Annotated in this window: 10 protein-coding genes, 2 tRNA genes and 1 pseudogene; 6 read left to right on the forward strand and 7 right to left on the reverse strand. The window is 64.0% G+C overall.

Annotation, left to right across the window (positions count from 1 at the left end; all coding sequences use genetic code 11):
- The first annotated feature begins 319 nt into the window (after positions 1 to 319).
- The 4 genes from IPM18_09005 (at position 320) to IPM18_09020 (ending at position 5,395) form a co-directional block, all read left to right on the forward strand.
- The gene (locus tag IPM18_09005; protein MBK9119724.1) at positions 320 to 2,833 is read left to right on the forward strand and encodes an exo-alpha-sialidase; all 2,514 of its coding nucleotides are present in this window, start codon (positions 320 to 322) and stop codon (positions 2,831 to 2,833) included.
- Between the two features lie 101 nt (positions 2,834 to 2,934).
- A tRNA-Ala gene (locus IPM18_09010) sits at positions 2,935 to 3,007 on the forward strand.
- 304 nt (positions 3,008 to 3,311) lie between these two features.
- Positions 3,312 to 4,565: a DUF1573 domain-containing protein gene (locus tag IPM18_09015; GenBank protein MBK9119725.1), complete on the forward strand. Its 1,254-nt coding sequence runs from the start codon at positions 3,312 to 3,314 to the stop codon at positions 4,563 to 4,565.
- 680 nt (positions 4,566 to 5,245) lie between these two features.
- The gene (locus tag IPM18_09020; protein MBK9119726.1) at positions 5,246 to 5,395 is read left to right on the forward strand and encodes a hypothetical protein; all 150 of its coding nucleotides are present in this window, start codon (positions 5,246 to 5,248) and stop codon (positions 5,393 to 5,395) included.
- 241 nt (positions 5,396 to 5,636) lie between these two features.
- Here IPM18_09020 and IPM18_09025 read toward each other — a convergent pair whose 3' ends face one another.
- Positions 5,637 to 6,500 (reverse strand): hypothetical protein, encoded by an 864-nt coding sequence (locus tag IPM18_09025; GenBank protein MBK9119727.1) that lies wholly within the window; start codon positions 6,498 to 6,500, stop codon positions 5,637 to 5,639.
- A 355-nt stretch (positions 6,501 to 6,855) separates the two neighbouring features.
- On the opposite strand from IPM18_09025, the gene IPM18_09030 reads away from it, so the two are divergent.
- Together IPM18_09030 and IPM18_09035 are read left to right on the forward strand one after the other, a co-directional pair.
- Positions 6,856 to 9,240: a hypothetical protein gene (locus IPM18_09030; protein MBK9119728.1), complete on the forward strand. Its 2,385-nt coding sequence runs from the start codon at positions 6,856 to 6,858 to the stop codon at positions 9,238 to 9,240.
- Positions 9,241 to 9,455: 215 nt separating this feature from the next.
- A tRNA-Met gene (locus IPM18_09035) sits at positions 9,456 to 9,528 on the forward strand.
- On the opposite strand, the gene IPM18_09040 is transcribed toward IPM18_09035, so the two are convergent.
- The 6 genes and pseudogenes from IPM18_09040 to IPM18_09065 form a co-directional block, all read right to left on the reverse strand.
- Positions 9,488 to 10,321 (reverse strand): recombinase zinc beta ribbon domain-containing protein, encoded by an 834-nt coding sequence (locus tag IPM18_09040; protein ID MBK9119729.1) that lies wholly within the window; start codon positions 10,319 to 10,321, stop codon positions 9,488 to 9,490. The genes IPM18_09035 and IPM18_09040 overlap by 41 nt on opposite strands.
- Positions 10,322 to 10,624: 303 nt before the next feature.
- A pseudogene (locus tag IPM18_09045) lies at positions 10,625 to 11,101 on the reverse strand (recombinase family protein).
- Positions 11,102 to 11,336: 235 nt separating this feature from the next.
- A complete protein-coding gene (locus IPM18_09050) occupies positions 11,337 to 12,092 on the reverse strand; it encodes a J domain-containing protein (protein MBK9119730.1) in 756 nt (251 codons plus the stop codon).
- A 21-nt stretch (positions 12,093 to 12,113) separates the two neighbouring features.
- Positions 12,114 to 12,410 carry a hypothetical protein gene (locus IPM18_09055; protein ID MBK9119731.1) on the reverse strand — a complete coding sequence of 99 codons (297 nt, stop codon included), beginning with the start codon at positions 12,408 to 12,410 and terminating at the stop codon, positions 12,114 to 12,116.
- A gap of 27 nt (positions 12,411 to 12,437) precedes the next feature.
- The gene (locus tag IPM18_09060; protein MBK9119732.1) at positions 12,438 to 13,037 is read right to left on the reverse strand and encodes a hypothetical protein; all 600 of its coding nucleotides are present in this window, start codon (positions 13,035 to 13,037) and stop codon (positions 12,438 to 12,440) included.
- Between the two features lie 84 nt (positions 13,038 to 13,121).
- A complete protein-coding gene (locus tag IPM18_09065; protein MBK9119733.1) occupies positions 13,122 to 14,621 on the reverse strand; it encodes a TraM recognition domain-containing protein in 1,500 nt (499 codons plus the stop codon).
- Between the last annotated feature and the right edge of the window lie 59 nt (positions 14,622 to 14,680).

The following is a 14,680-nucleotide window of genomic DNA, read 5'->3' on the forward strand; positions in this document are numbered from 1 at the left end:
TAGCGATCCGTGGAACACCGCGGCAACTCAACAACCCCATTATGATGATTCATCTCTGCAATGTTTTTGACGAGCCACGATTCCTGATCTAGTTTTCACTGTAAGCGCAGGGTCGCATCCGCTGAACGCGAGGCGGCTCGGGCTGAGCCCCTTGATTTCATTGTTTGGGCCCATTTCCCACCGATTCGTACACCCTGAGCCGGCCTGCATGTTTCTATCCTGTCGTTTGCGCTCCCGGCGCAGCACGTGATGTGATCGTTGCGCCATGTGGGCGCGGCATGGGAATCCAGTTCCGGTTCGTCGGGAAGCGAGGCGCGACATGTGCAAGTGGATCATGGCTGCTGTATTTCTATGGGGGGTGTGCGGTACGGCCATCGGGTTTGAACCGCCAGGGCTGTCGGACGAATCGTTGCGGCCACGTACCGGACCGCCACCGCCTGAGTGGGAGCCGGCGGAGGTTCGGCCGGAGCCGGGAGACTTGGGAACACCATTCTCTGCGAACGCCGAGGGGGATACGGAAGCCCTGCTGGGGACCGCGGATGAGGCCGGGTCTGTGCGTTGGCTGGGGGACATCCTGGTGACAGACTCCACGATGAGCCGCGTTGAGCCGGCCATGACGAGCACTCCGGACGGCGTGCTCTTCATTGCAGTCGAAAGCTACGGTGCGATGGATGGATGGGTGACGGTCTATCGCTCAACCGACGGCGGCGCCCACTGGCAGGTTCGGATTCACTTCAAGACGGGGGTGGCAGCGCGGAACCCGGCGCTTACCTACGCCGAACGAGCCAGTGGCGAAAAGTGGCTGTTCCTGGCCTACGAAGCCACGATGGCGGACGACACCAAGCGCATCATGGCCATACGCTTTGACCCGGACACGCTGGACTGGACACCGACGACGGCCGTGTCGGGGCTCACGGCGGCGCCCGATATCCATCCGGCCGTCTGCACAGACAACCTGATCTACGATGTGTTTTACGTGTACATCGCCTACACCGTAAACGCGATCGACAACTACCCGGTGATGTTCGTGCGCAGTCTGGACTACGGGCTGACCTACAGCACACCCCAGAACATCACCGGTGGCAGTGAGGCCTCCTCGCATGTGACGCGCCCTGATATCGCCTACGGCACGGCGGGGCTGTTTGTTGTGTTCGAGAAGCCCGGGTGGACCGGCAGCACATGGGCAACGCAGGTCTGGCTCGCGAAAAGCAGCAACTTCGGCGGGACCTGGGCAGCCCCCGTGCAACTGACCTCGAACACGCAGGGTGCAACGCGACCCGCCGTGGTGGCGGCCGTCGGGTCCCCAACCATACTGGCGGCCTATACCTACGCATACACGAGTGACACCGACGTACACTACTCCTATTCAACAGACGGCGGTTCAAGCTTCAGCGCCGACCAGACGATGCCCTGGACATGGGATAACGAAGATGCGGTCGCGCTGTGCGCCAGCACCAGCGCCGGCCGATTCCATGGCGCTTTCTGGCGCGATTACGATATTGTCTACACTTGGGCGGACGTGGCGACTCCCAACGTCTGGGCCACGGCAACCGTACTCAATGAGGCCAACTGGGCGAGCGGGACGAACCGCCGACCGGCGATATGCGTTGACCCGACACGAGCCATTACGGACCAGGCGTGCGTGGCCTGGACCGACTATCGTGGTCCGATGTACGACATCTACTTCGACGCCAGCTTCCGTCGCGGGGCCTGTTGCGCACTCGACAGCATGTGCAGCGAGACGACCGAGGCCGCCTGTGCAGCCATGGGGGGGCGCTGGATGGGCGAGGGCAGCACCTGTGACGCGTACACCTGCCTGTACGACCCGTGTGAAGACGACTTGAGCGCACCGCTGGCCGTGTTGACGCTGGGTGATTTCCAGTGTGTTGCGGCGAATGCCAGCACGCCCGTGTACGGCACGGCGAACGATCCCGACGGGAACCTGGACACGTGGCGACTCGAAGAGCGCGGGATGAGCAGCGGCACTTGGATCCTGGTCGCGGCGGGCTCAGCTCCCGTGAACGGCGGGTTGTTCGCGAACTGGCTGCCGGCTGCCCCCGGCTATCGCATGTTGCGCTTGACCGTAGAAGATAAGTGTGGGCATGCAACCAGCGCAGAACGCCTCATGCACGCGGATGCCGGACCGTATGCTGCGATCAACACGCCACTCTCTGGTAGCGTTGTGGGTGGTACCGCGGTGTGCATCGATGGTATCGTCGGACATGGAGTTTGCGGGATCTCCTGGGATCTCGCCTATCGGCCGGTGGGGGGGGCCTGGGTGACGCTCGCCACCGGCACGAGTTCCGTGCATAACCTGCCACTCGCGCACTGGAATACGACCACCGTCCCAGACGGTTCCTACCAGTTGCGCTTGCGCAATACCTCGATCGGCGGCACGACCAGTGTCACGATCCCGGTCACGATCGACAACACGGTACCGGTCGCGGTGCTCGACGAGCCGCTGAACTGTGTCTGGGTCGACGGAACCGTGCAGATCTACGGCGTGGCTACGGATACAAACCTGACGCAATGGGATCTGCAATGGACCGGTGGCGAATCAAACCTGTGGAACACGATTGCGACAGGCCATGCGTCCCTAAGCGGCTTGCTCGCTGAGTGGGATGTCAGTGCCTTGCCGAACTGCGCGTACACGCTTCGGCTCGTGGTTCGTGACGCCGCACAGCTCAACTGCACGAACGACGTGCACTGGCGTGAGTACCTCGTTTCGCTGCGGGTGGGGCTGCCGGGCACCGATGCGGATCTCGACGGCGACGGCGATATCGACATACACGACTTCGCGATCTTTGCGTTGTCGTTTACCGGTCCGGAGTAGTTCCCTGGATCGTGGGACGCGCATGGACACCGCTCGGTGCCGATGCTCATGCGCGTCCCCTTGCGGGCGGATTCCGCCGATCTATAATACGAGACCCCCATGGGGACGTAGCTCAACTGGGAGAGCGCTGCGTTCGCAATGCAGAGGTTGAGGGTTCGAGTCCCTTCGTCTCCACTAGGCGCCTGGCCGGTACGGCAGGCGTCTTTTTTTCTTTTAATGAGACCATCAATCGTCGCTATTATAAGACGTTGTACGCAAAGTTGGCGTCTTCATCCCCAACGATACGCTCACCAAACACTGGCAGGGGGGGCCTTGCGCTGCCGATAGAGTGCGGATGAACGTCCACGCTGCACTTTGTTATCATTGCAGTCGCGGCTGCTTCCGACATACGATAAAAGGTCCGCGTAACCTAGCCGCCCGGCTGGCGTTGCGTCGGTGATGGAACTTTCGGGCTGCTGCGCTTTGGAGGTAGATCAGAATGGGCACCCGTTTGCGCTTGGTGGATTTGCTGTTGGTTGCACTCGTCGTTACAGGTCTGCCTTGGGCGGCTGCCCAGGAGCGCCCGGCTCCAACCGAGATTCAGTCGTCCAACCCCCAGGTTCAACCGCAGCCGGTGACACCGGCAGTACCGGATGGCCCTCAGCCGCGGCTTGAGTTGAGTGGCACCGTGTACGAGATGGGTGAGGTCTGGCAGGGCGAACCGGCGGAGAAGGACTTCACCGCCACAAACCGCGGCGATGCCCCGCTGACGCTGCTCGTCCGGGCGACCTGTGGCTGCACGGTACTCTCGCAGCCGAAGTCGCCGCTCGAGCCGGGCGAATCCACCACCTTCAAGATTTCATACCGCACGGATACCACGCCCGGTCCGGCGAACAAACGCGTCATCGTCTCCACCAACGATCCGCTCCAGCCACAGGTGAACATCGAGATCAAGGGTAACGTCAAGCCACTGCTGGAGACGAAGCCCGCCCGCGGCATTACCTTCCGGAACCCCGAGCGGGATACGCAGGCCGAGGAGAAAGTGCAGCTTGTCAACAACTTTCCGCAGGCCATGACGCTGCGTTTGCGCGAGGGGCAGAACTTCGGTCGCTTCCGGGTGGAGCTGCGCGAAGTTACTGCCGGCAAGGAGTACGAGTTGGTGGCCACGACCTTGCCGCCGCTCAATTCCGGTAACAATTATGTCCAGGTCGTACTCGAAACCGGCCTCAAGGAAGTGCCGCAGATCACGATCCCTGTCGTGGCGACAGTCATGCCGCGCATCCATGTGAACCCGCCCACACTCATCGTGCTCTCGTCGGCCGAGCGTGAAGTGCAGCGCGTCATGCAGATCCGGTACAAGGCCGATCAGCCGTTTGAGATTCTTGAGATTGACCCGGGGCTCTCTGGCGTGAAGGTCGAAAAGCTACCCTCCCCGATCGTCGCTGGGGAATACGGCTTGCAGCAACTGCGGGTGACGCTGCCGCCCTATAGCGCGATTCCGGAGCGCGGCGCCGCGATCACCATACGCACCAACGATCCGAGCGATGAGTTCAAGACGCTGACGATTCCGATTCGTCGCCAGGTGGTGGCGGCCGCAACCGGTGCTCGTCGTCTCGGCCCGGGCGGTGTCGTGATGCCGGCCGGCGACGCTCCGCAGCCCGCTCCCAGCACAACCCCGGCACCGCAACCGTCGCCACCCGCTGCTGAGCGGCAGTCCCCCTCGGCGGAACCGGAGCGCCCCACCGCCGGGTAACTGACTCTTGTATCTGTGGTGCATGAGAGACCGGCCGCTATCGCAAACCTGTCTTCGTGTTGGAGAGAGTGCGGGCGAGGGGCGTTGTTTGCGGGTTTTCGACCCTCACCACACTCCCTGCCAGGCCCGTGGGGCGTGGCACCGTGCGCTGTCGACACACTCGTATGTGCGTTCGGGGACGGTTTGGCGCCGGGGTTGGCTCAGGCGGACCTGCTTAGGATGACGAGGATGGGGCTGGACCTCGTGAGTCTCCGGATTGGCCAACCCCTGCTCCGCACTCCGGACAGCACCCACTGACATTGCCGGTGAGACAGTAGCCGCAATGCAGGCAGCAGCCGTGTCGAGCGCGCCACCACCTTCGTACCCGTGGGACCATCCAGATAAGCGCAGACCCGAACAGGATCGCCCACAGCAACAGTGGATTTGCTTCCACGCGCCACCAGCATGTGCCGGTACCGAGATACTTCTGCCAGGAAAGCACACCTGGCAGCCGCCCGGAATGGACAAGTTGCGGAATGGGCCGGTGCAGATTGCGTTCGTCCAGGTGGAGTGCGCCCTTGAGCGTCCAGCCGGAAAATGTCACGGTCAGGTTGCCAATCGGCTGTCGCGTGGAGATATCTGACGGACGATCGTGTAAATCCATGCCCCAAGTGACGTGACCTACCGTGAACGAGAGCACCGTGAAAAGTACAAACGCTACAGAGAGTCCAAGAAACAACAAGCTCATGCAGCGCTTCAGCAACCAGAATACGATCCGGATGACCCGCATGGTGGAGTTCCGCTTGTGGGAAGCTGCCGTTGTACCGGCGAGCGATGTAGGGTTCGGTTAGTTTGAACCCCATTCGGCAACGCCCTGGCTCCATGCATTGTAACAGCCCTCTCGATGCGTACGATGCGGTCCCCGCTCGGTAGGGGTGTGCAACCTGTGCGGGCGGAAGATGATCGCAGCGCCGACCGTCAAGACCTCGGCCGACGACGTGCAGCCCGCCAAGCCACGGCGCACCCCGTCATTTCCGCGCAGGCGGGAATCCAGAGTTCACGGGACGCCGCGCACAGGTCTACGTCCGGCTGCTATCCCTCCGGCTCGATGTCCTGGCACACGAAGGAGCATTCGACTTCGCTTGTCGCCGTATTGCAGCGGTACATGACAGACTTCACGCCGCGGGGTGCGCAAGTCGAAATCGCGCTCTGCGTGCATTCATGCTGGGTTGGACTGCATCCAGTCTGCTCGTCGCGTGTCGCGTCCCCAAAGAGCCCGCGCATCACGCCGAGCATGACGTCGGCGGTGAAGTCAGCCGGGAACTTGCCTACCCACAGAGCGTCGAAGGTGCACTCCAGCACGACGCCGTGTTGCTGGCTTGTCGCCACGGCGACCATGGTGCCATCAGCATCGAGCGGGAAGAGGATCGCCATTTCCAGCGCGCTGTCGGGTGGATAGCGGAACGTCTGTGATCCGAAATCCACCAATGAACTTAACTGTCGCTTCGGCAGGCGAATGCCGATCTCGAGCGTTACGTCCTCGATGCGAGTCCTCCCGTCGAAACCAGTCATTGTGCCGCGCCCCAGCAGCGACACGCCCGCTTCCTCGCGCCATGCGCTGCGCGGTCGGCCACGCGGGTCGGCGAAGCTCACACTGATGATCGAGTCGTCGGCCGGCTGGAACAACCGGGCACGGAAGCTGGGCGAGTAATGGGATTGCGGCGTCTCGACGATGGACGGCAACACTTCGATCGCGGGCACCGACACGTCGACGAATTGAGATGAGACCTTGGGATTGGCCCCGGTGGTCGCTGGTCCGCGCTCTACGGCCGTCGTCGAGGCCTGCTGCGACGTTGTGGTCGGCGGCGCGGGCGTGCGTGCCCATGCGCCCCATGCGAAGGCGACGGCGCAAAGCGCAGCTAGCGCGCCGACGAAAGGAAGAACTCGCTTGCTCATGACAGTTCCCTCTGGAGATGCTGGGTGGAGATTTGCCCCCCCCCGCTGGGGAGAGCACGGGTCTCCATTAAGAGACTATGGTCCACATATCCGCGAACGTCAAGAGGATTCTGAGTAATGTGGGCGAATACTCGTGCGCACGAACTGCGACGCGCGAGACGGAACGGTCACGCGGTCCACTCGCTTCATGTCGCGTCTGGCGCTTACGGATGCATCGAAATCGCGCGATCGCGATCCGCAGAGTGAATTGCAAGCGCTGGGGTTGGCTTCCATATGGCATGACGGTATGTTTGCTAAACCGTTTCAGCGGCCTCGCAGGGCGACCGGCCGATGAGTAGCCAAAAGGAGCCAGGTGATGATGATTGCCGTTCAATTGCAAGCCGAAATCCGTAAGCGGTCGCTGCTCATCGGGACTGGGGTGGTCGTGCTCATGGCGTATGCGAGTATGGCAGGGGCAGCCAGTAGCGAGGGGAAGATCTTCGTGCCGATTCCGTTGGCCGACAAGGTGCGCGCCACGGAGGCGACACAGGCGGACATTGGCGCCGCCGAGGCGGTGTTCGACGGCCAGCGCGACACCGTGCTCCGCACCCCGGCGATCAACCCGGCGTTTGTGCGCGTGGAGTTCACCGAGCCGATCACCTTCGAGCACATCCGGCTGCATCTGATCGATACGCGGCACACCTGGTCGCTGGCGGCCGCGGACAGCCTTGAGGATCTGAAAGCGCAGAGCGGGTCGTTTCGGTGGCTGAAGCAGGATGTGGTGAGTCGCGGCGCGCAGGTGGAGGTGCCGTTCGAGGAGCCGCAGACCATTCGGGCACTACAGTTCGACGTGCGGCGGCAGGGCGGCGACGACTTTGTTCACGTGTATGAGATTGAACTGTGCCGACCGGGTGCGGTTGAGCGGCTCATGATCGAGCGCATTTCTTCTCGGCGGCAGGCGATCAGCCCGGCGACAGCGCGGCCGGTAGAAGAATTGATCGAGGTGCCGGTGCAGACGGTAGTGGCGCTGGGCGCACGGGCCGCGGCGGGGGATGCGGTGCTGGAGGTGGGGAATGAGGTGCGATGGGAGTCACGCAGCCCGGGCGTGGAGTTGTGGCTCGACAAGCCGGGTGAATTCCTGGTGACGGCCGAAGGACAGCATGAGGTGGTGGCGAAGTACGGTGATTTCACGGAGACCATCCAGGTTGTCGGTACGCCGCGACGGGTTCGGAATCGCGAAGCGGATGTCGAGATCTGGTACATCGAGCGGCTGCCTCGGATCGACTACGACGGACCGAACGCCGGCCTGCCGGTCGAAGGGCAGGAGGTCACGTGGCGCGGGCACTTGTACAACTGGGGTCGGGGCGCGGTCCGGGTGGAATACGAGTGGAAGCTGAACGAAACGATACTCAAGACGGGCACGGTGGAGCTTCCGCCAGGGCCGCCTTCAAACGAAACTGTGACCGTTGACCTGCCATGGCGGTGGCAGGGCGTACGGCACGACCTGACGCTCACGCTCACACCGCCGCGGAATTACCGCGACCTCGTCCCCGCCAACAACACGCTAACAATCCAGACGGACGCGATTACGGTTGGGTTCTGGGTGGAGCAGTCGCTGTGGGACCACCACCACGAGTACCAGCACTGGTTGCCCACACACGATGCGAACAGTTTTGCGGGCTGGTCGCAGCGCATGATGCGACAGTGGAACCAGATGTTCGCCGAGGCGAAATACCCGGAGTTGCCGAATGGTGTGACCGAACGTGTTCGGCTGGATCGACTGGTGATTGTGCCGGATTTCGCGCTGCCGCTGTCCGGCGGGTTGCCTTCGAACAACCCGGATCGCAGCGACAAGACGGTCGATATGACTTGGGGCCACGAGGCGGGTGATTTGCGGCCGGGCTTCGAGGTACCGGAAGATCACTGGTGGTCGCCGGTGCGGGCGTTGCGGGCCTTTGCGCGTGGAAGCATCGCGGCGCAGCAGGAGGATCCTCCGTTTTGGTGCGGACTGGGGTACATCCATGAGTTGGCCCACGCGCGTTACCTCGTGGATTCATACGGATTCAATGTGCATACGGGTACCGAACGGGACCCGGCGCAACGGATCAACTTCCCGCTGAAGGATGAACACGGCTATGTTCTGGGTCGTTACATGCCGTTGGACCAGGACATTCAGCGCTGGCGAAAGTATCCGGGCCAGATGGGTGGCAACTATTGGGTTTGGAGTGTCTTTGAGGGCATGTGCTGGGAGCGCGTCCGCGGACAACGGGCCCGGGGTGGCAACTGCAACTCCCCGCCGACGATCGGTGAGTTTTTGCAGGACATTCCAAGCGAGGTGGTGTTGCGTTATGTAGACAGTGCAGGCCGACCACTGGCGGATGCGGAAGTATGGGTGTACCGCGCGCGCGGTTCGGGAAAGGACTGGTATACGAAGGTATTCGTTGATGCGCCGGATCTGCAGAAACGCACCGATGCGGACGGGCGTGTCTCGTTCGACCGGACGCTGTGGGCGGAAGACGGGCGTATTCGCCACGGTTTCGGGCATTCGAGTGCCGTGGCGTGTGTCCGTATCACGCACGCAGGCCAGCACTACTACACGTTCGAGGAAGTTACGGACGCGAACCTTGCGTACTACCTGGGACATCGGGAGCGGTATGAGTTTCTGCGACAGATTCGACTGCGCACGGGAGCGCCGGACCCGGGGGAGTGGGATGTGAACGACCGCTGGGAGCCGGAGGGCATCGGCTTCGGTCGGCGGTAAGGCACGGCGCAACGGGCTGACAGCGGCCAGCAACCGGAGCCGGTGACCGGAGTGGGGACTGGCGCCGGTGACTGCGGTGGTGCTTGGAGCCGGTGCTGGGCTGCGAATGCCGGACCGGCCTGCGCTGCAGAAGTGTTGCCGGTGCTCGTGACTGGAAAATTGATCGTGCTGGCTTGACAGCAGCGCACGGCGCGCAGATACTGCTACACCTTGATTGCGGGGTAGAGCAGTTGGTAGCTCGTCGGGCTCATAACCCGGAGGTCGCAGGTTCGAGTCCTGCCCCCGCTATTCCGGCCGCTACAACTTTCCCGGTTGTGGCGGCCTTTTCGTTTTGGACCACGCGGCCGTCCGGCAGGACGGTCATCGGCCCCACCACCTCGGCGATGAAGCGATTGACCTGGGCGGGCGTCATCAGCCCGGCGAAGTTGGCCTTCGCCTCCAGGAACGCCTGCCGGCAGTCGGCCATCAGGTCGTCCATGTCGAGTGCGGCCTGCACCGCGACGGACTCCAGGGCCTGCCGGAGTTCCTCCCGCTTGGCATCCTGCTCGGCGAGCTGGCGGGCCACCGCCTTCTTGGCGCCGGCCTCGATGTCCGGGTCGGCGAGCAGGCGGGTCAGGTTGCCGATGAACTTGTCCGCTTCCGCGATCTCGCCCTTGAGCCGCGTCGTCTCGCTCCGGTTCGCTTCCAGCGCTTCGCTCGCCATCGCCGCGACTTCGTCCAGCACGCCGTCCATGTTGTCGAAGACGGCGCTCATGGCGGCTTGGACGCGCTCCATGAGCTTGTCCTCGCGCAGCGACGCCCGGTTGTCGCAGGCCTCCGGCCCGTGCGACTGCCGGTGGCCGCAGGCGTAGTAGCGGTACGCGCCCTTGGCGTTGCTGCTCTTGCGGGCGTAGAAGACATTGCCGCACCCGGCGCAGAACAAGTGGCGCGTGAACGGCCGCACTTCCTTCGCCTCGCGCGGCCGGTCGATCCGGTTGGCCGCAAGCTGCGCCTGGGCGCGCTCGAACGTTTCATCGTCGATGATGCGCAGGGACTCGTCGCGATTGACGACGTGGCGATCCTCATCGGTCCAGCGTGGCACGCGCCGGCCGGTGCCGCGATCGAGCTTGAAGCAGCGACGCAGGTAGCGGACTTCGCCGACGAGCATGGCATTGGTGAGGATGCTGCGGATGGTGCCGAAGCCCCACGGCCCGCCGAGCCGCGTCGGCACGCCGCGCTCCCTGACGCGACGCGCCACTTCCTTGAGGCCGATCGACTCGGCGAGGTACGTCTCGAAGATGAAGCGCACCGTCTCGGCTTCCTCTTCGTGGACGGCGAGCCGCTTCTTTCCATCCTCGCCCTGGACGATCCGATAGCCGTAGGGCGGCGGCCCGCCGGTCCAGCAGCCCTCCTTGTGCCGCTGCACGAGGCCGGCCCGCGTGCGCTCCGCCAGCACGCGGCTGTAGTCGGCGGCGACGACGAGTTGCACGCCGCGCGCGAGGGCATTGGTGCCCTCGGTGACGCTCACGACTTCCACGCCGTGCTGTTCGAGATGCTCAACGAGCACATGCGTCTCTGCCGCCCGTCCGAGCCGGTCGTACTTGTAGACGTAGAGCCTGTTGATGCGCCCGGCGGCCGCTTCCTCCATGAGGCGAAGCAGTTCCGTGCGCCCGCCCGTCGTGCGGCCCGTCTTGGCCTGGTCGATGAAGTGACGCAGCTCCTTGCCGGCGGCGCGCTCGCACGCCTCGACCTGCACGGTGACACTGGTGGAGTCGTCCTGCGCGTGGCTGGAGTAGCGTGCGTAGAGCGCGTCGTACTTACGCCCCGCGCCGCCGTGACCGTTCCGTCCGTTCGATTGGTGCTTCGCTGTCGTGACCATCATCGCTCCCGCGGGGCTCACCCGCCGCCCTGTCGATACCGCCCTTTCGTTCACGGTAGAGCGCGACGGCCCGTGCCGCGACGACGCGGACCACCCACCCGCGAAGGGCGGCGTGGTCGCGTACCACTATACCGCCCGGGTCAAGCGCGGTTGCGCCTTCCGCGACGGCATTTCGCGCCTTCGCGGATGATGCACGAGCTGGAGCGCGTCGCGGCACGCATGGCCTCCGTGAAGCGCCTCAGGCGCGCTGCCCCATGCGGTCGCGCAGGCGGCGGTAAGCGGCCGTGACTTCCTTGAAGCGCTGCACGGCGAGTTCGACCAGGTGCGGTTCGACGTTCTGCCCATTGAACCGGTCGGGGTGGTACTTGTGGCAGGCGACCCGATACGCCTTCGTGACCTGCTCCGGAGTGGCGCCGCGTTTGAGGCCGAGCACGGCAAGGTCAGCGTCGAGCGGATCGGCCGACGCCGGCGTTTCCTGCGCGGGCTGCGCGTCCTCGTCATCGGGATACCAGTGGTGACGGGGGCGACTCCGCTGACGCTGTCGCTCACACTCCTGTGACAGCTGGTCCAGGTACCTGAGTAAGCCGTCGAACTCCGCGCTTGCACACTCCTCGATGTACCGAAGACCCCATGCCGACACTGAGACCATTGACGACAACCGGTAATGCACGTGGCAGTATGTTCTGCCTCCGTCCTCCCAGCATGCTGCGGCAATGAAGGTCGGAAGTCTCAGCCAGTGTGCATCCTCTGAGCCCCGCAGCCGCTTGACGGTCATCTCACCGCGACGGAAGACGCCGCCGTCCAGGTAGCCCTTCGACAGCTTGCACTGTCGTTCTCGGAAGTACCGGATCATGCCGTCCCTTGCGGAGGCGGGTGGCAGCGACGTGTGGGCGCCTTTTGCCCACGTGATCGCCGGGCCATTCCGCAGCACCCTCCGAAGCGCCCAGAGTCCGCTCACAAGACCGGCAGCAATTCCAACGACTATCGGGTCCATGTTCTGCTTACCTCCCTCTGGTCACTCTCGCTCCTGCTGCGGAGGTTCGGGTTCACGGCCCTTGTCGGCGTCGCGCTGCTGCTCCGCCTGCTTGAGGCGCTCTTCGAGGATGGAGGGCTGTTCGTCGGGGTCGCGCGACTCGCCCTGGCGTTCCTGCATGACTTCGCCGGGCGTCTTCGTGCCGTAGATGCCGTACACCGTCGGCTGCGCCACGTTCGATTCGGGATACAGTGCGCCACGAAGTTCCGCTAAGCCCAAGCGAAACATGGCCGAGGCGTGCCCGGCGCCGATCTTCTGCGTTGACTCTTCGCGTGCCATCAGTGTGTTCTCCTGTGAGTGAAGGGGTTACCGTCCGTCGCGCATCCGGCGGAACGTTTCCGCCGTGCCGGTTTGTTCAACAAAGGCATCGTGCAGGTCCATTGCCCGGCGGTGCTGCAGCGCGCCGCTCATGCCGGTCGAGGCGGCGGCGCACACTCCGGCGAGCGCCAGGTATGCCGCAAGCGGGACGCTCACGGTGGCGCAGCAGAAGGCGAAGCAGGCCATGTAGACCGGCTCGATGATCGTCTTGATCCGATGTTCCGAGCTGCGCTTCCAGACCTTCTGCAGGGTCGGCGTGCCGTTGTAGAGGGTGTGCGGCTGAGGCCCGCCGCGCCGTACGCGCGACTTCGTGCGAATCCGCGCGCCGAGGAGCGCCAGCCAGTAGAGGGCGAGGAAGACGAGCATCGGCTTGGCGCTGTGGCCTTCCCAGAAGGCGGGCCAGATGAGGATGCACACCGTCCCGGCCGCGGCCTGGAGGCCGAAGTAGCGCTCGCCGAACGAATCCGATCGGCGCAGGAACACCTCGACCGTGACGCCGAGCGTCCTGGTAACGAACGTCATCACGCCCAGGAAGTTGTTGAAGTCCTTCTTCGAGACGACGGGTTCGGGTTGTTGTCGATCCAGCATGGTCGTACCTCCGTTGATTCGTGCGCGCAGTCACCGCGCGGGCGGTCCGGGCCGCCTTTCCTTGCCGCTCATGTCACGCTGGCGCTATGTCCTCTGGTGAAACTGCACCGGGAGCCAGCCGCGACCCGATGCCCTGAACGCTCTCCCGTTCTGAAATACGATGCCGTCCACGATCCAGTTATTGTCGGGGCCGCCCGTGCGCAGCCGCGTGAACTCGCGCGGTTCGACCTCCGCCTCCATGACCTCCGAGAAGCCGCCGCTCGTCGTGCCGTTCTCGCGCGTCCAGTCGAGGCCCAGCAGGGCACTGAGCTGATCGTCGGCCGCGTGCGAGTGATTGCCGCTCGCCCGGCACTGCAATGTGCGGCCGATGAGTCGCGAGGCCCACTCGTTCGTCACCGGGTCGCTGTTGCCGTGAAAGACCTTCGTGTTGAGGTTGGCCAGCAGCGAGTCCGTCTCGACGCGGGCCTTCTCGTTGCCGCCGAGCGCGGCCACGAAGTTGCTGTAGTTCTGGCTAAGCAGCACCGTTGCGACCCAGGCCGACCGGCATGTCGCCTGGAACTGAAAGTCGTAGCTCGTCAGGAAGTGCTGCGCCTCGTCGGCCCACAGAAAGACAGGCCGGGGATTCTCCTGCACATTGCGCCGCTCGATCTGCTTCTGAGTGCAGTATTTCCAGACCACCTGTGCGAACTGGCCGACTTCTGCAAATTCCTTGACCGGCAGGTCGATCAGGATGATCTTGCCATCCTGCACGGCCTCCGGCGTCAGCGTCGTGTCCGTGCAGAACATCTCGCGGAGCAGGCCGCGATTGCACGGGTCGAGCCACCCCAGGACCGTCGCCTGAATGGTGCTTCGGGTACGTTCAGCAAGGCCAGGCCACTCGAGTAAGAAATGATCGCACGCCACGCCGAAGTCATGCTGCTGGCGTGGCGTCTTTGACTTGGCATCCGCCGCCTTGATGTGCCGGAAACAGGCCGAGGATTCCTGGAATTGCGCGTCGCAGACCTGCGCCGGCGACGTCGGCGCCGTCAGGAACACCTTGACCAGTTCCGGCACAGACACGCTGCCGGTCGCCAACGCGAGAATGTCCACGGCGCAGCGCAGGCCCATCAGGCCGCGATCCCGCCAGAAGCTCCCGTCGTCGCCCCCGCCACCCGTCCGGCGATTGCGATCCTTGATCTCCATGACGTTCTCGAACAGCATGACGATGTTCTCAGTCAATCCAGCGCCCTCGCCCTGCCGGGTGAGTTCGTGCGCCAGAAAGTTGAAGCGATGCGAACAGTCGCTCCCAACCACGATCAAATCGTCCAGCCGATTCGTGTCGCGGCAGTAGCCCTCCCACAGGGCGCGCTCGTCCGCCTTCGCGGTCAGCACCAGGCCGCCGAAGCCGCACGAGAGCATCGTGCGGGCGATCAGCCGGCCGGAGCCGCTCGTCTTGCCCGAGCCGGTCGCGCCGAGGATCAGCGTGCCCTCCACCGCGTCGCGCAACGTCCAGGCGTCCTCGCGCGACCAGTGCAGCAGCGGCAGCGCGAGCAGATCGGAGAGTTCGCGCACGGCGCGTTTGTGTTTCCTGAACAGTCCGAGCATGGCTTACTTACCTGCCTTCCGCTTGGCGTCCTGTTCCGACTTCCACAGCGTGGCGATGA

Source organism: Phycisphaerales bacterium (assembly GCA_016716475.1).
In the GTDB taxonomy this organism is placed as follows: domain Bacteria; phylum Planctomycetota; class Phycisphaerae; order UBA1845; family Fen-1342; genus JADJWG01.

Coding starts and splice junctions, on each gene's coding strand:
- IPM18_09005 (MBK9119724.1), top strand. CDS start 320: ATGTGCAAGTGGATCATGGCTGCTGTATTTCTATGGGGGGTGTGCGGT.
- IPM18_09015 (MBK9119725.1), top strand. CDS start 3,312: ATGGGCACCCGTTTGCGCTTGGTGGATTTGCTGTTGGTTGCACTCGTC.
- IPM18_09025 (MBK9119727.1), bottom strand. CDS start 6,500: ATGAGCAAGCGAGTTCTTCCTTTCGTCGGCGCGCTAGCTGCGCTTTGC.
- IPM18_09030 (MBK9119728.1), top strand. CDS start 6,856: ATGATGATTGCCGTTCAATTGCAAGCCGAAATCCGTAAGCGGTCGCTG.
- IPM18_09050 (MBK9119730.1), bottom strand. CDS start 12,092: ATGGACCCGATAGTCGTTGGAATTGCTGCCGGTCTTGTGAGCGGACTC.
- IPM18_09055 (MBK9119731.1), bottom strand. CDS start 12,410: ATGGCACGCGAAGAGTCAACGCAGAAGATCGGCGCCGGGCACGCCTCG.
- IPM18_09060 (MBK9119732.1), bottom strand. CDS start 13,037: ATGCTGGATCGACAACAACCCGAACCCGTCGTCTCGAAGAAGGACTTC.
- IPM18_09065 (MBK9119733.1), bottom strand. CDS start 14,621: ATGCTCGGACTGTTCAGGAAACACAAACGCGCCGTGCGCGAACTCTCC.